The 19,344-nt window shown below is 68.5% G+C and carries 15 protein-coding genes, 1 tRNA gene and 3 pseudogenes; 6 read left to right on the forward strand and 13 right to left on the reverse strand.

The features are described from left to right. Positions 1-6: 6 nt before the first annotated feature. The 10 genes and pseudogenes from VS93_RS19925 to VS93_RS19965 all read right to left on the reverse strand — a co-directional run bounded on the left by VS93_RS19925 (position 7) and on the right by VS93_RS19965 (position 11,422). Positions 7-1,653: an AAA family ATPase gene (locus VS93_RS19925; RefSeq protein ID WP_173434339.1), complete on the reverse strand. Its 1,647-nt coding sequence runs from the start codon at positions 1,651-1,653 to the stop codon at positions 7-9. Continuing rightward, positions 1,653-2,405 (reverse strand): Flp pilus assembly protein CpaB, encoded by a 753-nt coding sequence (gene cpaB, locus VS93_RS19930; protein ID WP_046471421.1) that lies wholly within the window; start codon positions 2,403-2,405, stop codon positions 1,653-1,655. Before cpaB ends, VS93_RS19925 begins: the two co-directional genes overlap by 1 nt. A gap of 118 nt (positions 2,406-2,523) precedes the next feature. After that, positions 2,524-3,687 (reverse strand): hypothetical protein, encoded by a 1,164-nt coding sequence (locus VS93_RS19935; protein WP_201776694.1) that lies wholly within the window; start codon positions 3,685-3,687, stop codon positions 2,524-2,526. A gap of 496 nt (positions 3,688-4,183) precedes the next feature. Next, positions 4,184-4,259: transfer RNA gene (locus tag VS93_RS19940), tRNA-His, on the reverse strand. 73 nt (positions 4,260-4,332) lie between these two features. Next, the gene (orn, locus tag VS93_RS19945) at positions 4,333-4,983 is read right to left on the reverse strand and encodes an oligoribonuclease (RefSeq protein ID WP_082127049.1); all 651 of its coding nucleotides are present in this window, start codon (positions 4,981-4,983) and stop codon (positions 4,333-4,335) included. A gap of 223 nt (positions 4,984-5,206) precedes the next feature. Continuing rightward, on the reverse strand, positions 5,207-5,479 hold the full coding sequence (locus VS93_RS28435) for a hypothetical protein (RefSeq protein WP_236700631.1): 273 nt from the start codon (positions 5,477-5,479) through the stop codon (positions 5,207-5,209). A gap of 1,129 nt (positions 5,480-6,608) precedes the next feature. Further along, positions 6,609-6,686: pseudogene (locus VS93_RS33505) on the reverse strand (DUF2510 domain-containing protein); the annotation flags it as partial. Positions 6,687-6,781: 95 nt separating this feature from the next. Continuing rightward, complete coding sequence (locus tag VS93_RS19955) at positions 6,782-7,504, reverse strand: hypothetical protein (protein ID WP_156184938.1); 723 nt, start codon at positions 7,502-7,504, stop codon at positions 6,782-6,784. 200 nt (positions 7,505-7,704) lie between these two features. Next, the gene (locus tag VS93_RS19960; RefSeq protein ID WP_046471423.1) at positions 7,705-9,471 is read right to left on the reverse strand and encodes a substrate-binding domain-containing protein; all 1,767 of its coding nucleotides are present in this window, start codon (positions 9,469-9,471) and stop codon (positions 7,705-7,707) included. Between the two features lie 238 nt (positions 9,472-9,709). After that, the gene (locus VS93_RS19965) at positions 9,710-11,422 is read right to left on the reverse strand and encodes a substrate-binding domain-containing protein (protein WP_046471424.1); all 1,713 of its coding nucleotides are present in this window, start codon (positions 11,420-11,422) and stop codon (positions 9,710-9,712) included. 354 nt (positions 11,423-11,776) lie between these two features. Here VS93_RS19965 and VS93_RS19970 point away from each other — a divergent pair, with 354 nt between their 5' ends. From VS93_RS19970 to VS93_RS19990, 5 genes and pseudogenes are all read left to right on the forward strand, one after another. Further along, positions 11,777-12,301 (forward strand): hypothetical protein, encoded by a 525-nt coding sequence (locus tag VS93_RS19970; protein WP_046471425.1) that lies wholly within the window; start codon positions 11,777-11,779, stop codon positions 12,299-12,301. Between the two features lie 69 nt (positions 12,302-12,370). After that, positions 12,371-13,192 (forward strand): TrmH family RNA methyltransferase, encoded by an 822-nt coding sequence (locus VS93_RS19975; protein WP_046471426.1) that lies wholly within the window; start codon positions 12,371-12,373, stop codon positions 13,190-13,192. 131 nt (positions 13,193-13,323) lie between these two features. Further along, positions 13,324-14,225: pseudogene (locus tag VS93_RS19980) on the forward strand (2-hydroxyacid dehydrogenase). 79 nt (positions 14,226-14,304) lie between these two features. Beyond that, positions 14,305-16,002, forward strand: a complete 1,698-nt coding sequence (locus VS93_RS19985; protein ID WP_046471427.1) for a bifunctional 3'-5' exonuclease/DNA polymerase — start codon at positions 14,305-14,307, stop codon at positions 16,000-16,002. 123 nt (positions 16,003-16,125) lie between these two features. Then, positions 16,126-17,316, forward strand: a complete 1,191-nt coding sequence (locus VS93_RS19990; RefSeq protein WP_173434340.1) for a C40 family peptidase — start codon at positions 16,126-16,128, stop codon at positions 17,314-17,316. A gap of 24 nt (positions 17,317-17,340) precedes the next feature. On the opposite strand, the gene VS93_RS30570 is transcribed toward VS93_RS19990, so the two are convergent. Then, positions 17,341-17,493, reverse strand: coding sequence for a hypothetical protein (locus VS93_RS30570; protein WP_201776695.1), 153 nt, complete (start codon positions 17,491-17,493; stop codon positions 17,341-17,343). A 624-nt stretch (positions 17,494-18,117) separates the two neighbouring features. Between VS93_RS30570 and VS93_RS19995 the strand changes: the two genes are divergently transcribed. Beyond that, positions 18,118-18,498 (forward strand): RICIN domain-containing protein, encoded by a 381-nt coding sequence (locus tag VS93_RS19995; RefSeq protein ID WP_236700632.1) that lies wholly within the window; start codon positions 18,118-18,120, stop codon positions 18,496-18,498. A gap of 232 nt (positions 18,499-18,730) precedes the next feature. On the opposite strand, the gene VS93_RS30575 is transcribed toward VS93_RS19995, so the two are convergent. Beyond that, entirely contained in the window at positions 18,731-19,036 is a 306-nt protein-coding gene (locus tag VS93_RS30575; RefSeq protein WP_201776696.1) for a hypothetical protein, read from the reverse strand. A gap of 17 nt (positions 19,037-19,053) precedes the next feature. Next, a pseudogene (locus tag VS93_RS30580) lies at positions 19,054-19,344 on the reverse strand (hypothetical protein); the annotation flags it as partial.

The raw sequence follows: 19,344 nt of genomic DNA on the forward strand, positions 1-19,344 counted from the left end.
GAAGCATCACTCATAGACGATCCTGGCCTCTCCGGCGACGTGCCATGGCGAAGAGGTACTGGGCAGGACCACTGGCATCGCCAGGCTGGTTCGAACGAACGAGCCCTCGTCGCGATGGTCGATCTCGAGCTGGAAGGTGCCGCTGGTGTTCCACGGTTCGCGGATCCGCTTGGCCGCTTCGCCGACGATCTTCCCGCGGTCCTGCGGTGTGACAGCCGCCTGCCGGGCGCCCTCGTTTGCGGCGTGCCCGGCGTACATGCTGGTGAGACCGAACAGCACCACCTGCCAGACAAGCAGGAACGTCAGTCCCAGCAGGGGAATGACGGCGCCGAATTCAACGATCTGGGAACCGTGGTCGGGCCCGCTGGTCTCTCGCTCGCTCTTCTTCGACTTTCTTTCTCTGATGAGACGGCGCCGCTTGTTCAAGGGCGCGGGAGCCTCCGCCGTCGCGTCTCCAGTTCCCCCGGTGTAGTCGCCGGGCGCGGAGGAGTCTGGCACTTCCAGCACGCCCAATTCCCTGGCGATCCGGCTGTACGCCTTGAGAAGTGCCTCGTCGGTGACCCGACTGGGGTTGCCGGTGTTCGACGCCTCCTCCAGGCTCCGGTACATCGCCGGTACTGCCGTGGGGAGCATCTCCGTACCTAGGAGCTTGCGGGCGAAGTCCGGTTGGATCTCGTTCTGCCGGCTGTGCCGGACCAGTAGGGTCGTGATGTTCTTCTTGTCACGGATCTGCAACCGCTCCCACATGGCGATAAGGCGCTGTGCGCCGCGCAGCGCAGGCAGGTCCGGGGTGACGGTCACGACCGCGGTCTGGGCAAGTTCCACGGCGATCGCGTTGGCCTCGGTCATGTACGCCCCGCAGTCCACGATGACGAGTTCGTAGCGAGAACTCAGCGCACCGAGGATCTGCCGGGCCGCGCTCTCTGTGACCTCCTCGCCGCGCTCTCCGTCACGGGGTGCCAGGAGCACGTGTATTCCCTGGGGATGCACGTAGAGGGCCTCCGCGAGCATGGCGGCACTGATGTTGTCGGCCGCCTCCACCAGGTCAACGATGCTGCGCCGGTGCTTGAGGTCCAGATACCCCGGGACGTCGCCCATCTGCAGGTCCAGATCGACCAAGCAGACCGAGCGCCCCGCCTGGGCCGCGGCGAGCCCGAGCTGGACGGCGACCGTCGTGGTGCCGATTCCGCCCTTGCCGCCGCTGAGGGTGATGGTCGATCCTCGCCGACCAGAGACGGGCACGTCCAGTGAAGCGGCCTCGAAATGGCGACGCAGAGTCTCGGACCATTCGGCGGCACTGGTGATCCGAGCGTCGAGTTCCTCGATCGTGGCGTGGACGGCCAGCACACCGCGAGCTCCGGCCTCCATCGCCCGGGTGAACTTGTCCGGGTCGACCTCGTCGACCAGCAGGATGACCGCGAGCTGCGGATGGTTGCGGGAGATGTCCCGGATCAGCTCCACGACCGGGAGCGGCCCAAGAGCCTCGTGGACGAGCAGCACATGGACGGTGGGAAGGCGGCGGAGAGTATCCGCGATGTCCCCTGATGAGTGATGGACGCTCACGACCTCGCAGGTGCTCAGTTCGTCGAACCGGGCGGTCAGGGAGGCCTCCAGATCGGATGTCGGAACGCCGACCATGATCTTGTGGCTCATCAGTTGTCCTGATCCTGTCCCCGGTTGCTGTCCTCGGCCTCCAACGCGGTCTGGTCCTCGCTGCAGAACTGCAGGCCGCCCGGGTCGCCGGATCCCTCGGGGCTGACCAAGCCGAGCCGCAGCGAGCCGGAGAACGCTTCGGCGTAGGTGAGCTGCAGGGTGTCCTGCGGGGCAAGGCGGAAGGTCACCGGAACGACGGAGGCGGTGGCCCCGGTGTCATCGGTCTCGGAACCGATCTGACCGACCTCGAGCACCTCGACGTCGGTGAGGACACGAACCGCGCAGTTCTCCGCCTCTTCGTTGCTCGCCTGGAAGGTGGCGTAGATGTCGACCCGGGACTGCCGCCCCACCTTGCCTGCGACACCGGTCTCCGCGTCGACCATGATCGCGATCTCGCGTTCACCGGCCTCCAGCTCAGGGGCGGGGATGACCATGCTCTGCTGCAGCAGGGAGCCCTCGGCGAGGTACGTCGACGACACCGCTTGGCGGCCGGGCTGGTCGAGAACCTCATTGAGATCGCTGAGGAAGGTGTTCTCGTCGAAGAACTTGGCGGGGACCTCGAACTCCTCGACCATGTCCTCGGTGATGGGCTGGTAAGGGTTGACGTCCTCGGTCAGTTTCAGGGCGGTGCGATACGTGCCCATCTCGCGGTTGAGTGAGTTCACGTAGGAGACCACGGTGAAGAAGACCGCGATGGCGCCGATCCCGGCGACGATCATCAGCAGGACGCCGCGTCGCTGTCGGGGGTTCATACGCTTCCGTTTCTAGAAGGGGGCGTACCAGGGATTGTCAGTGGGCGCGGACTCGGTTGCGTGCTTTGACGTGTGGATGTTTCGCTCCGTTCCGTCATGGCCGCTTCCGGACCGGCTCTTATTCGGGTGTCGCCCCGGAGGGCGGAGATTGCGGATATGCGTGGGGGTGTTGCGGGTGTGGGCCGTCCGCACTTTGTTGACCGCGCCCGCCCGGGGTGGGGGAAGGCCGCGAACCGGTGTCGGGCTGCGGCTGGGCCTGGGGAGGCGATGCGGACTGCGCGGATGATCGCTGTCGTCCCGGCTGTTCTCCGGAGTCCTCAGAGGCCCCCTTGGGGCGGTTGGAGACCCAGGCGGGGCGGATATGCTCTCCGGTCGTCCTGGCCGGCGGGGGCGGAACGTTGGCCTTACGGGTTGGGGGGCGCCCGGCGGAGGGCTGGTTGACGGCACCGCAGAATGGGCAGTTCAGCCCAGCGACGAGTTGCTGGCACCAGTCACATGTGGAGGGACGGATGGCCCGGACCGTGTTCGCCAGTGCCTGCGGATGCGCGCTGAACGCCACGAACTCGATGTACTTGCGCATTCCCCAGTAGGTGGAGCCGAGGGGTTGCTCGGGCAGAGCGCTCAGGGAAACAGGGCGCAATGCCGGGGTGAACTGCTCATTGAACTCCTCGATGTCGTGGCCCTCGGGGCGGGCGATGAGGATCTGAACGGGTTCGATCGGACGGCTGGGAATATTGGGCGACGGGTCGCCTTTCTTTACGCGGCCAACCCGTTTGACCGGTGCGGAGAAGGCGAGGAAGGTCGTCTTCGGCATGTAGGAGCCAACGTGCTGCCGGAACGTGATCGGGATAGTGGCCAGGCCGCTGACACGTTCCAACCAGGCACCGGCCAGAACATGTTCGGGGAGCTCGTCCGCCAGAGCCGCGACTACACCTGGCGGCACATACGGTGCCAGGTAGGCCAATTGGTCGGCGATGAGAGACAGCGCCAGCGGCGCGAGGTCGATCCCGACCTGGCCGATGTGGTCGGTCTGCAGCGATCCGCGCGCGAAGGCAACCGCACGCTGGGCGGCGTCGGCGTGCCACCTCGGGTAGAGGGCGATGACTCTTCGGCCCTGGCCGATGTGGTGCTGCGCGAAGGCGACGAACTCGGTCGACCGTTCAGCGAGGTTGTTACCCCTCAAGGGGAAGCGTTGTGCCTGGTACTCACCGAGAAGCCCTGTACTCGGGACGTCGGCGAGAAGTGCGACGACGTTCGCCGGGCGGGAAGGGGGGCTGGTCACGGTGTGGGCTCCCTGGGGGATAGGTGCTCTGTTCAGTGACTGCTTCTCTTCGAAGGAGGGAGTGTGTCTTCTCTGCAGGCATATCCTAGCGACTGTCGGTGACATGGAAGTGCGGCAGCGTATGCGACCGATGATCCCAGGGTCGTAGCGTCGCATCACAAGAGAGAGAAGTTCCGGGGCAGGAAAGCATAAATGTCACAGAATGTGAAGTTATTGGCCGAATGCGGTCAGGAAGTTCCGGCCTCAGGATTTTCTGCCTGCGTACTGCAGAGACTGCTGTCGCTTCGTGTGTCGAGATTATGTCGCCACAAGATCGCGGTGGAGCCTCTGCATCACGTTTTTACAGCGGAACGTCTGTACGATCGAATTCAGCGGCAGTTGTGTGGAAAGACCGCCACTGTGCGCTCACAGGTGACCCACGAAAAGAACGCTGCGCCGTCGGGCCACTGACCACGTTGAAAGAGGCGCACCGGCTGCTGCCGGTGCGCCTCTTCGCTGGGGTGAGTGAGGGGACTTGAACCCCCGACTTCTTGGACCACAACCAAGTGCTCTGCCAACTGAGCTACACCCACCACGACCGCGGGACTGAAGGGGCTTCACCCCCGCGTCACTCAACGATTCTAGCGGACTCGGGGAGTGCTTTGCTCATCTTTCTCCCTGGCCCTGCTCGACCTGCTCGGGCGAGCCGAGGTTGCCCGAGCCGCCGGCAACGATGTCGGCGGCGATGGCGCGCGCGGTCGCGCTGTCCGGGCCTGGTGCGGGGACGAACGCGGCGGCGCGGTAGTAGCGCAGCTCAAGGATGCTCTCGGTGATGTCGGCGAGAGCGCGGTGTCCGCCGTTCTTCTCCGGGCTGGCGTAGTAGATACGCGGGTACCAGCGGCGCAGAAGCTCCTTGATACTGGACACGTCCACCATGCGGTAATGCAGATGCTTGTCGATGCGCGGCATGTCGCGCGCGAGGAACATGCGGTCCGTCGCGATCGAGTTGCCGCACAGCGGTACTTTGTTCGGCTCGGGCGCGTACTTCTTCACGTGCTCGAGGACCAGGTCCTCCGCTTCCTGTAGCGTCGCCCCGCTGTCCAGGGAGTCGAGCAGTCCCGATGTGGTGTGCATCTGCGTGACGAACTCGCCCATCTGGTCCAACGCGGCCTGGGGCGGTTTGATGACCACGTCGATCCCCTCGTCCAGCTGGTTGAGCTCGCCGTCCGTGATGAGACAGGCCACCTCGATCAGCGCATCACGTTCGAGGTCGAGCCCCGTCATCTCGCAGTCGATCCACACCAGGCAGTCATTCATACCGGCTAGCTTAGGACTTCCTGGACGGCGCCCCCACCACAGGAAAGCCGGCCGGCATCGGATCCGCCGCCGGTTCCGCCTCCCACTCCGGCCGCGCCGGTCCGGTTCGTGGACACGGCTTCCCGGGCGCGGAGCAGGCGAGCTGCCTCAGGTCCCATGGGAGTTCCGCGAGGTCCGCGGGCCCGTGATGCCGGTCACGGGCGCGCCGGTGCGGCCTCGCGTTTCAGTAGAGGTAGATCCCGTAGACGTCGAAGATCTCGCCCATCCAGTCCCAGATCCCCCACAGCTGGACGTAGGCGAGTGCCCCGAGGGCCATCAGAAACAGCAGGAAGAACAGGAAGCAGCCCATACAGCCGCCGCATCCGCGCTTCTTCTTGGGCGGCCGTTGCGGCTGAGGCGGCTGCTGCGGGGGGTAGGGGCGGGGCCGCCCGCGTAGCCGCCGCCCCAGCCCTGCGGTCCGCCCATGGGGGCTGGCCCGGATGGGGCTGGCCGCCACCCGCCGCCATGTACGGCGCGTGCGGCCCGTGGGGCGGGAAGCCGGGCTGAGGGCCTCCCTGCCCTCCTGGGTACCCCTGTGCCATTGGCGGGCCGGACGGCGGCCCGTGGGGCGGAAAGCCGGGCGGAGGAGCCGGCTGCTGCTGGAATCCCGGCTGCGGTCCCGAAGGCGGGAACGGCTGCTGCTGCGGGCCGGAAGGGCCGCGTCCCGGCTGTCCGGGTTGCGGGCCGGACGGCGGTCCGTGGGGAGATTCGGAAGGGGGCGCCTGTTGACCGGGGAAGCCCTGGTCACCGGAGGGGGTGTGGCCATAGGACGGCTGCTGCGGGCCCGAAGACTGCTGATGCGGCGCCCCGGGACCGGCCGGACCTGCTTCCGGCGTGTCCGACGGCCGGGACTCGCCCGGCCCGCCGGGTGGGGCGCCCTCGGCCGCCGCCGTACCGGGCCGCTGGTATTTGGCGGCCTCCTCGGCGCGTTTCCTGGCCTCCTCGGCCTTTTTGCGCTGTTCCTCCTGGCGCTGCTTGCGCTCCTCCGCGATCTCGGAGAACCCTTCCTTCAGGTCACCGAGGAAGCGGTTGAACTTGGAGTTCTTCCTTTGCTCCGTCTCCCGCGCCTGCTCCTCGCCGCCGCTCCCGACCCCCGTCGTGGAGGCGAACATCGTGTCGCCGGGATTGAAAACGGCGGTTTTGGGCGCGTCGTCGCCTCCTCCGCTGTCCGTCAGGTCGGCGGTGGACTCGTCATTGGCCCGGAAGGGGTCGTGGGCATGAGGGGGATCGACGCGCATGGTGTTGGGCTCGTCGCCCATGGGAGGGACCTGGGGCTGCGCGGCCGTGCCGGTGAGGTCGGCGGTGGGGCCGTCGGCGTCGTGGTCCTCGGCTCCGGTGGAGGGGGCGGTGCTGTAGGGGGTGGCGGGGGGATCGATCCGCATGGTGCTGGGCTCGTCACCGATCGCCATGGAACCGGAGACATCGGGCGTCGTCTCCTCGGCGTCGCCGAGGTCCTCCGCGCCGGCCCCGGCGCGGGAAACGCCGCTCAGATCCGCCGTCGCCTCAGTGCCGTCATCGGGGGCGGAGGCCGTGCCGGCCTGCTGCCCCCGTGCCGCGTTCTGCAGTTCGCTCAGCGACCTGACGTGCTGCGTCCACTCCTCGCCGTTCCAGTACCGGAGCCGGTCCTGTTCGCCGCTGGGGTCCGCATACCAGCCTGGCTCGATCCATCCACCATGGCGGACAGACTAAGGGGTCTTAGGGCCAGGGATGACTGGCAGTCCCCATCATGATCGAATTCGTTAACCTTCCCGATATGTCGTCATGACGGAAGCGCTTCGACGCGCGGCCGCGCATCGAGGCCGGTGGACCCCGGGGGTCCGATAACGCCGTGGTCGCGCATGGGGCCGCAGTAGGCCGGGCTGCCGTCGCGCCGGGGCGCCGGAGCGCGGATCTCGGGGGATCTCGGCGGCGGCGGTGGCTTCGGCGGGAGCGGGCAGTTCAGGATCCGGTCGGGCGAAATCGCTCCCGGGGAGTCCGAGCGTGCCCCCGGAACCTGGCTGTGAGCGAAGTGCCCGCCACGCGCCCAGAGCCGCTCGCCGGCCGGCTTCCGGTGCGGTTCGGCGGTCCGTCCGGGCGCGCCGGCCGGCCATTGGCGGGTCACTTCCCAGGAGTCCAGCCAGTTCAGGATCTCTGAAAGCCCGATGAGAGGCCCATCGGTGAACGGCGTCAGCGTGCGGCCGACCACCAGGATGACGATGCAGACCCGGCCCTCCTTGGCGTGGTCGACGGCACCGGTGTTCAGCTGACCGGCCGCCGCGCGCGTCGCGGGGAGCAACTGCGCCGTCTCCCCGCTGACCGGGTTCCACACCAGGTGCGCGGTGCGGCCGTCATCTGCGAGCCGTTGGGCCGCGGCCTGTGCGGACAGCAGGCCTGGATCGGATTCGGTCGTCAGCCAGACGGTCCGCGGAGCGCCGCCCTGAAGAACGCCCCCCGGTGTTGTGCCCCTGATTCTTCCGGCGCCCGGCATCCATGCGTTGACCACGGCCGCCACCTCTCACACGCTCACACCATTGCCGCACCCCTTTTGAGTACGTGAACATGCCCGGTAAGTCCAGAGGTGTCACATGGCGGGCAACGACGATCTATCTGCCCCGACCCGCCGTCGCCGAAGGTGTCGGCGTGAAGACGCTGCGCAAACCACCCGTGGCCGCATCCGGTCACGGGCGGTGGACTGGGGTGGGGCTACTCCGGGGTGTCGGGGGGCTGCAGGCGCAGTGAGAAAGCCTTCAGGAAGATCTCGCCGATCTCGGTGGGGTCGTCCGTCGTGTAGGCGGCGCCGTCTGTGGCCTCGGCGATCTGTTCCAGCGGTTCGCGATCGACCTCCGGGCCAAAGGCGATGGAGATGATCGGAACCGGCTGTTCTTCCGTGGACTCCTGCTCCAGCGTGGAGAGGAGCTGGTTCAGCGAGATCCCGTCATCGGTGTCGTCCTCGCCGTCGGTGAGCATCAGGATCGCGTTCACCTGGTCGGCCTTGTACGACCGCGACATCTCCCGATAGGCGGCGAGGTAGGTGTTGTAGAGGCCGGTGTCGCCGGTGGGCTTGGGCTCCATCCGGCTGAGGTCATCGGCGATCCGCTCCCGATGGGAGGTTCCGTCGGTGGTGCTGCTGAGTTCTTGGATCGGGCTGGTCTCCCGGTAGTCGAGCTTGCCGTTGAGGTCGGTGGAGAACTCCCATATTCCGAGCTCAGCGTCCTCCGGGAACATGGAGAGTCCTTGGGTGGCGGATTCCGTGGTGACCTCCATCCGGTTCTTGTCGGTGCCCGGGACCGAGTTCAGCATGGAACCGGATATGTCGACGATGGTGAGGAGCCGGGTGTCGAGCTTCAACTGGTTCCACGCCTGGGTGAGCTTCGCGACGGAGTTGTCGGAGGGGGTCGGCAGGTTCTCCGGAGGGGCGTCCCGGAAGCCGGCGTCCTCGGTCAGGACGTCGGTATCGGCCGTGCCGTCGGGGGAGCGGAACCCCTCGGCCTGCAGGGTGCCGTGTGCCCCGTCCCTGGTCAGCCAGACGCGGAATAGCTCGGCGGCCCGCGAGATCGTCGGGTCCTCACTGCGCACAAGATAGGGGTAGTCGAGGGTGTAGCTTCCGCCCTCGGGATAGCTCACGTAAGCGGGGGCCTCTTCGTGTTCGGTGTTGTAGCGCCAGGCGGCCTGTTCGGACAGCACCAGGACCGACGGAGGCCCTTTGCCGGTGCTCAGCGCGTCGAAGGCGGCTTCCTCGTTGGGGGTCGCCCCCCTCTGCAGCGTCTGCAGCGCAGCGATGAGCTCGGGCTGCCCCTCCTCGGTGTCATCGATGGCGCCGGAGATCAAGGCGAGCGTGACCAGGCCGGAGGCGCTGCGCACCGGATCGATCACCCGGACGTCGCGTGTGGGCTCGGTTGTCGGTGCGCTGGTGGGGACGAGATTCTGCAGGGAGCCCGCTTCGTCGTCCCACTCCGCGGCCTCCGCGGGTTGGGCCAGGATCAGCGGGGAGTTGGCGACCGATGTGCCGGTGTCGGTGATGACGGCCTCGCCGGAGTCGCGTTTCACCAGGTTGGCCCACAGTGAGGAGTCGGGGATCCAGACGTCGGAGTCGGTGTCGCCCGTGGTCGGCCCGCCGCCGGTGACTCCGTAGGCGACGTTGGCCGAGTCCGCACCGCGTACCTCGGCCTTGACGCACCGACCGTCCACGTCGTACCGCTCGCTGTTGAACCCTGAGGCGAGTTTGTTGATCGCCGGGACGAGCTCCGGGCTGACTGCCACGCTCAGTGTGACCTCCTGGCCGCCGCACCCCCTCTCGCCGCTGATCACGTACCAGCCGGTAATGCCCAGCCCGAGGACGATCGCGAATGCGGCCGCGAGCGCTATGAACGCGCTGCTTCGCCCGCGACGGCGCCGGTCGCGGCCGACGGCCAGGGGTAGCTCGCTACCCGAGTCAGCTGCCTTTTCGTCTTCGTCTCGATGGCGTCCCAAGGGTCTACCTCACGGAGTCTATGGATGTTCGGTTGGAACGGTACTGAATTCTTACTCGCTGGTAGAGGCGAGGTCGGGGGATGGGTGCGGTCCTGACGGGGGTGGTACTGCGGAGGTGCGGTGCGGAAGGCCGCCCGGCTACGGAGAACCGGCCCGTTGTCGTGCGGGGGCCACCCGGCCAGAGGCGAATTTAGGTTATCTAATCGTGATTTTTTGGCTGTCCTGTTCGCGGTGCCTGTTACTCGTCGCAATCGGGAACGCACAGCCGGCGCGAGACCGAACTGAGGAAGATGTCGCCGATCTCGTCCGGGTCGTCGGTGACGTGGAGCGTGCCGCTGGTAGCGGAGGCGAGTTCGGAGAGCTCCTCGCGCTCCGACTGGTGACCGAAGGCGATGATGAACATGGTCACCGGCTGGTCGGGGTCGAACCGGTCCTGTAGTTCGGCCACGAGTTCGTCGTGCGAGATCTCGCTCGAGCCGTCGTCCCGGCCGGCGGTCAGCACGATCACGCTGTTGATCTTGTCGTCGTCGTATGCGTCCTGCACCTCGTCGAAGGCGGCCAGGATGTTGTCGTAGAGCCGCGACTCGCCGCCCTCGACCTCGATGTCCTCGGCGATCTGCTGCAACTCGTCGCGCCGTGTTGTGCCGTCGTCCGACACGGAGCCGCCGAGTCGCGAGAGGTCCTCGACCTGGTCGCGGCCCTGCTCGTACTCATCGGACAGCAGCCACAGGCCCAGGTCGGTCTCGTCGGGAAACAGGGACAGGCCCAGCTGTGCGGCGTTCTTGGTGACGTCCAACCGGCTGGGGCCGCCGTTGAGGTCCTCGGTCATGTTCTCCGAGACGTCGGCCAGCACCAGCGCCCGCGAGGGCATGGACAGCCGGTTCCAGTCCTCCACGGACTTGAGCAGGGCGTCGCCGGTGAGCCCTTGGTGGGTCTCCGGCGGCTCGCCGATGATGTCCTCGCGGTCGGCCAGCTCGTCGCTGAGGGTGCCGTCCGGCTCCCGGAAGCCGAGTCCGCGCAGCTCCTCCCGGTAGCTGTCGGCCTGCAGGATCTCGTAGAGGTCGTCGGCCGCGGCCCGCATAGCGGGATCGTCCCCGATGGGAACGAACGGGTAGTCCAGGCTCACCGTTCCCTCAGTGGGGTAGAGCGCCTCGATCGGAGTCTCGGGGCCGGTGCTGTTGTAGCGCAGCACCGCCTGCTCCGGAACGACCGTGAGCGGGTCGACGTCGATGGGACTCGGATAGGCGCTGGCCAGGTCGAGCTCGTCGAAGGCCGTGTCGAGCTGCACGTCGCGGACGAAGTCCGTCACCTCGGTATCGGCTTCGTCGCCCGTGCCGAGTTCCTCGCGCACCTGGTACATGGCGGTCATTCCATCAGCGCCGCGGTTGGGGTCGACCATGACCATGGGCCGGTCAGGAGAGCGTTCGCCGGGCAGGATGAGGTTCCAGCTGGCCTCGTCCGGTTCCGGGATCCCCTCGGCGTCCTCGGGCGCAGCGAGGACAACGGGAGAGCTGGCCAGCGAGCGGGGCGTGGTCTCGATGTTGCGCGCCCCAGTGTCAGAGACACGGGCGAGCTCCACCCATGCCGAGGACTCCGGCACCCACACATCCGGCGCGGTCGTGGAATCGGCGGTGGTGCCACCGGCGAGCTGGGTCATGATCCGGTGGGGAGCGACCTCGCCCGCCTGAGCGAACACGCACTCGCCGGAGTAGCTGTGGCCTTCCTCGTTGAACTCGTCGGCCGCCTTCTGCAGAACGGGGGCCATGCCCAGCGTTGTGGACACCCGGAGGTACCGCGTCTCGGCGCACCCTGCGTAGCGCAGGCCGGCCGGTATGGCCAGGCTGAGCACGACTATGAGGCCGACCACAATGGCGGTGACCCCAAGGGGGGAGGTGAGTACCGCCCGAGCCCGGGAGGAGCGGGAGCGGATACGGTGTCGTCCGGTTGACACATCTTCTCCGGTAGGCGTTGCACAAGCTCAGACAGTGACATTACTCACTGGTAGGGCCGAAGAGAAGAGCGGACCGCGACACATGACCGGATCCGCCCCCCGGGCGGCCCCCGTGCCTCAGGGTGTCAACGAGGTCTGAGGGGCGCTAGTATGCGGAACCGGCTTATGCCGGTTTTCTGCGTGGCGCACGCACCGGGTTCCACCCAGGCCGAAAGAGCAGCACCGTATGGGGGTGCGGTTCCGGAAGCCGGGCGAACGGCGTGCGACGGGGGTCGCGGGAGAAGGGGAGAGGCGTGCCGGTCATCTCCCAGCCTAACGCTTTGCGTAATCGTACGACTTCCTAGAGTGGCGCCAATGTCCAAGCTGAACCCCAGCCGCGGCTTTCGTGGCACGATCGGCACCGCGATGCTCGCATCGCTCTGCTGTGCCGGAGCGGCCGCCTACGCCTTGGGCGTGGGGTCCTCCCTGGTTTCGTTGCCTGAGCGGCCGCAGGCGGAGGGCGCCGAAGTCGAGACCGTGAGCGAGCTCAGCGAGGACGGAACTCCTGAGGCGCCGATCGGTCAGCTGCAGGTTCGGGTCAGCGACCGCGAGCGCGCCTACATCCAGAACCTGACGTGCACCGGGGACCGCGAGGCGGATCCGGCGGCCTGTGCCGAGATCGCCCAGAGCCAGAGCCAGGCCGCAGAGGACGGCGCGGGGGATCCCTTCAGCGAAGTCGACGACTCCGCTGTGTGCACCGACAAGGTCTACGGCCCGCAGGAGGCCGTTATCACCGGAACCTGGAAGGGCGAGGAGATCGAGGTCTCGCTGTCCCGTGAAGGTTCCTGCGAAGAGGCCCGCTGGCAGCGGCTGACTCCCCTGACCGACCCGCTGGAGTAGGACCGCGGCCGAGCCGGACATGAAAGGCGCTCGCGGGCCCGCTACCACCGCCCGGATAACTTGGCGATCATGAACGCCGTCGAGATCTGTGACCCGTCCGACGAGCGCCTCGCCGATTACGTCCGGCTGCGCGACGTCAACCTCCGCAAGAGCCTGGAGGCCGAGCACGGGCTGTTCATGGCCGAGGGGGAGAAGGTGATCCGGCGGGCGCTGCGGGCCGGGTTCGAGCCCCGCTCGCTGCTGCTGACGGAGCGGCGCCGGCAGGTCCTGGCCGACATCGTGGCGTCGGTGGACGCTCCGGCCTACATCGTCAGTGAGGACGTCGCCAAGGCGCTGGTCGGCTTCGACCTGCACCGTGGCGCGCTCGCCTCCCTTCGCCGCAGGCCGCTTCCCTCACCCGAGACGGTGCTGCGCGACGCCCGCAGGGTGATCGTGCTGGAGGACATCGTCGACCACACCAACGTCGGCGCGATCTTCCGCAGCGCCGCCGGCCTCGGTGTCGACGCCCTCCTGCTGGCGCCCCGTTGCGTCGATCCGCTGTACCGGCGCTCGGTCAAGGTGTCCATGGGCGCGGTGTTCACCCAGCCCTACAGCCGCCTCGACGACTGGCGCGGAGGTCTGGGGCTGCTGCGCGAACGCGGTTTCGAGCTGCTGGCGCTGACCCCCGGCCCCGATTCGGCGCCGCTGGCCGAAGCCCTGGACGACATCGGCCGCGGGCAGCGGGTCGCCCTGCTGCTGGGGTCCGAGGGCGACGGGCTGTCCTCCCGGTGGCTCGGCCAGGCCGACCGCGCCGTACGCATCCCCATGGCCGGCCGCGATGTCGACTCGCTGAACGTCACCGCGGCCGCCGCGATCGCCTGTTACGAACTCGCCCGCGGGGCCGGGCGGTGAATGGGCGGCAGTCGCACCGGGAGCTGGCCGCAAGCGGCCGTTACCGCACCTGGTAGCTTCGAGCACGATCGCCCCGCGAGTGCGGGTCGTCGGCGACGCGGATCCCCTGCGCGGAGGAGAGCGAGCAGAGCATGGCTGATCGGGTACTGGTGCCGTGGCGGCAGAACCTGGACAACGCGCCCCCGGGGATGCGGGTGAGCGTCTTCGACGGCGAGGGCGACCCTCCCGGGGACCTCTCCGACGTCGCGTTCTACGTCGTGCCCTACGGGCGGACCCAGCGTGTGGACCTGATCGAGCGGATGCCCGGGCTCCGCGCCGTGCAGGTCCTCACCGCCGGCTACGAAAAGGTCCTCGACGTGCTCCCCGACGAGACCACCTTGTGCAATGGGCGCGGACTGCACGACGCGAGCACCGCCGAACACACCCTCGCACTCATGCTCGCCGCGCAGCGCGACCTGCCACGCTGGGCGGTGGACCAGGAGACGCACCGGTGGGAGCCGTACTACACCCGTTCGCTGGCCGATGCCCGCGTACTCATCGTCGGCTACGGAAGCATCGGCGCGGCCGTCGAGGAGCGGTTGCTGCCCTTCGAGACCGAGGTCGTGCGGCTGGCCCGGCGTGCCCGGTCGGAGCAGGACGTCCATGGGATCGACAGTCTGCACCGGTTGCTTCCCGAGACCGACATCGTCGTGCTCGTCGCCCCGCACACGGCCGAAACCGAAGGCTGATCGGAACGGAGGAGCTCGCGCTGCTCGCCGACGGAGCCCTCGTCGTCAACGTGGGCCGCGGCCCGCTGCTCGACACCGCGGCACTGCTGGCCGAGAAGGGGCGGGTGCGCGCGGCCCTGGACGTCACCGACCCCGAGCCGCTGCCCGCCGACCACCCGTTGTGGGACGCGCCGGGTGTCTACATCACCCCGCACGTCGCCGGGGGAGCGCAGACGTTCTACCCGCGCGCTCGCCGGTTCATCGACACCCAGCTGCGTCGATGGGCCGAAGGGACCCCATTGGAGAACGTCGTGCAGCGGGAGTAGCGGCCCGGCGTGGCATCAGCGAACCGGTGATGGCCCGAAAGAGGTGCGGAACCGGTGCCGCCCGGGAAAGACTGGGTTCATGCGCATCGCGGTGGTTTCGGACGGTGAAGGCGGAGGGCGGCTGAGAGAGGTCGACGGAAGGGCGGGCGAGCGCCCCAAGAGGGGCAGCCTGTGGCGCGTCAGTGACCTGGCCGGAGCCATCGCCGACCTCGAGGGGTACACCGACCCCCCTCCCCGCTGGATCTGGGGGGCCGCCGACGAGCTGTACCCGGCGCTCATCGAGCACTCGCTCCGCGTCGCGCGCTGCCACGACATCGTCCTCGTGGAATCCCTGCTGCTCGGGTACCACGGCCGATTCGGAGAGCCGAGCTCCCTGGGGGCCGCGTGGGCACGGCTCCACGGCCGCGAGGTCCCGCCCGACCTCGGGTACCAGGTGGCCGCGGGGGCCGAACCGCAGCCCGCGCTCTTCGAACCCGACCGCAGCACCCTGCCCGCCGATGTGGACCGCCTCGAAGCACTGATCGAGGTGTACGACGACCAGCAGCGGCGCATCGTCGAACTCCCGCACCCCGACCGATTCGCCCTGCTCGCCGCCGTAGAGTCCGCCGGTGCGCTGGCAGCGGCGGAGATGGCGCACGACGGTGTCCCCTGGCGCGCCGACGTCCACGACGCGGTGCTCACCGAGCACCTCGGCCCGCGCCCCTCGTCCGGTGAGCGGCCACCGGTGCTGGCCGATCTCGCCCAGCGGATTTCCGAGACCTTCGGCCGCACCGTCAATCCCGACTCCCCGACCCAGCTCATGAAGGCGTTCGCCGCCATCGGCCACCCGGTGTCCTCGACGCGCTCGTGGGTGCTGCGCCAGGTCGACCACCCTGTTGTTCCGCTGCTGCTGCGCTACAAGGAACTCTCCCGGCTGCACTCCACCCACGGGTGGACGTGGGTGGAGAACTGGGTGCGGCATGGGCGGTTTCGGCCCGACTACGTCGTCGGCGGCGTGGTCTCGGGCCGATGGGCCACCCGCGGCGGCGGGGCGCTGCAGATTCCCAAGGTGGTGCGCAGAGCGGTGGTCGCGGACCCCGACTGGACCCTGGTCTGCGCCGACGCCGGCCAGCTCGAACCGCGCATCCTCGCCGCGGTCTCCGGTGACGACGCGTTGGCCGAAGCCGCGGACAGCACCGATCTGTACGCTCGGATGGCCGACGCCTTCGGCGGCGACCGGGAGCGCGCCAAGATCGCGATGATCTCCGCGATGTACGGCCAGACCAGTGGGGACGCGGCCCCGCTGCTGCAGAGCATGCGCAGCCTGTACCCGCGGGCGCTGGGCTATGTCGACGCCGCGGCCCAAGCGGGGGAGGAAGGGCGGTTGGTCCGTTCCTGGCTCGGCCGCACCTGCCCGCCGCCCTCGCAAAGGTGGCGCACCATCATGTTCGGCAACGCGGAGGAACCCCTCACGGGCGACGAGGGCGGCCGCATGGCCCGCAGCCGGGGCCGGTTTACCCGGAACTTCGTAATTCAGGCCACCGCCGCGGAGTGGGCCCTGGTTTTCATGGCCTCGGTGCGACGCAAACTCACCGCGCTCGACGTCGCCCATGGAGTCCCGCAAATGGTGTTCTTCCAGCACGACGAGCTTGTTCTGCATGTTCCTCGCCCTATCTCGGACAGCGCCGTCGAGATGCTCCGGGAGGCGGGAGAGGAGACCAAATCTTTGATGTTCGGTGATACGTGGGTGCGATTTCCGCTGGATATAGCGGTCGTTACCTGCTATGCGGACGCGTGAAACCCCAAGAACGTAATGGCCGGTTATGGCCGACGTTCATCTTGTCGTCGCTTGAAATGAGCCTACTCACCCCTCCATGCTTGTATCCGACATTTCCACGGGAGCCAGAAGGCGAGGTTCGGAGTGCGACATCGGTTGAGATCGTGTACCGGATCGACGGTGGCGTTCGCCGTGGCATTTACCGCTTTCGGCGCTCCGGCCTGGGCCGATCCCGAGCCCAACGTGCAGGACCGGCCCCCGCTCGACGCCCAGACCCGCGGGAGCGGACCGCAGCCCGGCACCTCGGGCGGGGCGAGCGACGGCTCCTCCGCGCCCCCCGTGGCCGATACGGACGAGCTGCGGCACGACGTCGAGGTGGAGCCGTTCGACGAGGCGCGTTCCCGCGAGTATTTCGCGGTCGCGCCGGAGACCCTTCCGAGGAAGACCACCGACGCGGTGCGTGAACTCGACGGGGTGGAGTCCGTCGAGGTGGTGGACGCGGCCGAGGTGAAGGTCGACGGCGAGCCCACGGCGATGCTCGGGGTCGACCCCTCGAGTTTCCGCAACTACGCCCCGAAGCCTTCGGCCGAGTCCGACGAGATCTGGCAGGGCCTGACCGAAGGCCGGATCGCGCTCTCCGACGAGGCCGGCAAGCAGCGCGACCTCGACGTCGGCAGCGAGGTCGACCTCGCGGGCGGCAAAGGCGAGGTCACCCGCGAGGTCTGGACGCACGCGACCTCCGGGGTGGCCGGGATCGACGCGTTGGTCTCCAGCGACGTCACCGCCGGACTCGGCTTCCCCGAGGGCAACGCCCTGGTTATCTCCGCACCCGACGCCGACCTGTGGGAGCTGCGGGAGGAGCTCACGGAGATCCTGGGCGAGGACGCCTCGTTGCAGTTGCTCGCGGAGGACCCCGATGCCCAGCCCTCGGGCCCCGATGGCGCTCCGGTCGGCGGATCGACGATCGAGGACATGATCGCCGCCGCCGAGTCGCAGCTCGGCGTCCCCTATGTCTGGGGCGGTGAGACTCCGGAGGCCGGGTTCGACTGCTCGGGCCTGGTGCAGTGGGCGTTCGCCCGGGCCGGCGTCTCGGTGCCCCGGGTCACCCACGACCAGTGGTGGGCCGGTACGCACGTGGACTACGCCGACGCCGAGCGCGGCGACCTGATCTTCTGGCGCAACGACCCGACCGCACCCGACTACATTTCGCACGTGGCCATCTACCTGGGCGACGGCATGATGCTGGAGGCGCCGCGGAGCGGGCTGGACGTGCGCGTCACCGAGGTCCGCACGAACAACATGGCCGGTGTGGTCCGCGTCCACACAGCGGACTAGGGCGTGTCCTGCGGAGTATGGGACTCAAGGCGCAGAGGTCCGGGCCTGTGCGCTCGGGTCCGCCATTCGCGGCCGGGGCCGGGTGACCAGTCGGCGTGTCGCGAGGTTGAGCAGGCCGCTCACGTGGCCGGCCTCGGCGGCCACGGTGCCGTCCAGATTGCGTAGCGGGTGCCGCACGCGGTAGGTCCTGCCGTTGCCCGGTTCCAATCGCAGGACACATCGCCCCGGTCGCCGCCACGCAGCCCGCTGCGGCACCTGATGACGGTCTCCAGGGTGACGGGCCCGGTCCCGCCACCGGGGAGGTCCCCGATGCGGATTCCGGCGGCTCGGACGTACGCGAAACGGGCGTGGTCGGCGTACTGGACGGAGCGGCCTCCGCTGAGGCGGAGCCGGGGCGATCTCGTGGCTGCGGAGCCCGCGCTTTCGGCGTGCGGGGGAGGCGTTCAGCGGTGCCCGGTCAGGGGCACGCGATGCCGGTTCCGGTCCGGCAGCGCAGGAATTCTTCGATGCTTTCCCGGGAACGTCCGACTGGACACAGTGCGTGTGTGCAAAAATCCCCTTGGTGATCACCCCTGGCCCCTCACCGGAAGTTCCAGAGGTGATCCGATCCCTTACCCGTCTTTCACAGAGAAGGAATCTGATGGCGAAGCGTAACATGTTCACATCTGCCGCGGCGCTTCTTGCGGCCGTCGCCGGAGCGGTGCTCATGGCTCCGGCCGCGGCCTCGGCCGCCCCCACCCAACTCGCCCCGGAGGCCGACTACCGCATCATCTTCGAGCGGAACGACGCGATGGTGGTCCCGTGGGGCGGCTCCACGCAGCGTACGGACGTCCGGGTCTGGCCCAACGACTACGCGGGGATGGACTGGGCCGTCTCCCATGTCGGGAGGAGCAATGGGCTGCGACGTACGAGGTCCGCAACCTCCGCAGCAACCTGTGCCTCCAGCCCAAGGACGGGGCGACGCAGGCGGGTAAGCGGGCCGAGCAGGCCGAGTGCAACGGCCGCCTGGTGCAGGAGTGGAACCTGCCGTACCTGGGGAACAACGTGCGCCACATCGTGCCGGCGAAGAACTGGAATCTCGGAGTCACGCTGGAGAACCCCGCCTGGACCGGATCCTTCCTCAAACTGGGGTACCGCAACACGGCTGACCCGAACCTCAGGTGGAACTTCGAAGCGCGGTAACCGGTCCCCGCCGACCGGGCCGGAACCGGCACGGTTCCGTGCGGAGCGGAAGAGGGCGTCTTCCCGGGAGGCGATTCCCCCAATCGGGAGTCCACCGTGCGGGGCGCCCACCCGTGGCCGCCGCCCCGCTCCGTAAGGAGACCGCCGGCGGCTCGTACCGGCACTCTCTTGACCGTCGCCCGCCCGGCCCCGGCCGGGCGGGCGACGCAGCGGCCGCGGGCAGGGCCAGGCGCTATCGCCACCGGGCGCTGAAAGCCCGGATGTCGGCCGCGAGGAGATCAGGGGCCTGGAGAGCGGCGAAGTGGCCACCGCTGTCGTAGCGGGTCCAGCGCACGATGTGGTTGGCGCGTTCGGCGAGTGTCCGGATCACCGTGTCGCCGGTGAACAGCGCAACGGCGGTGGGGACACCAGAGGACGGCCCGCCGTAGAAGGCGTCCCGGCGTCCTTGTACAGGCGGGCCGAGGACCCGGAGGTCGCGGTGAACCAGTAGATCGCCACGTTCGTCAGGATCGCGTCCCACCCGATGGGGTCTGGTCACTGCGGACGGGGTCGTAGTCAACGAACCACTCCAGGTTCCAGGCCAGCAGGCCCACCGGCGAGCGGTGAGTGCGTACGCCAGGGTCTGCGGCCGGGTGGACTGCAGGGGGTGGCGTACCCCGCGCGCTCCTGCCAGTCGGTGTCGCCCTCCTGGAGCAGGGCGCGTTCCTCCTCGGTCAGCCCGGCCACGGGATCCTCGCCGCTCCAGTCGACCGTGGAGGCGCTGACAAGCCCGTTCACGTGCACCCCGAGGACGTGCTCGCGGTCGACGCGGCCCAGTTCGGGCGAGATGATCGACCCGAAGTCGCA

It is taken from the genome of Allosalinactinospora lopnorensis, from assembly GCF_000981225.1.
Taxonomy (GTDB): Bacteria; Actinomycetota; Actinomycetes; order Streptosporangiales; family Streptosporangiaceae; genus Allosalinactinospora; species Allosalinactinospora lopnorensis.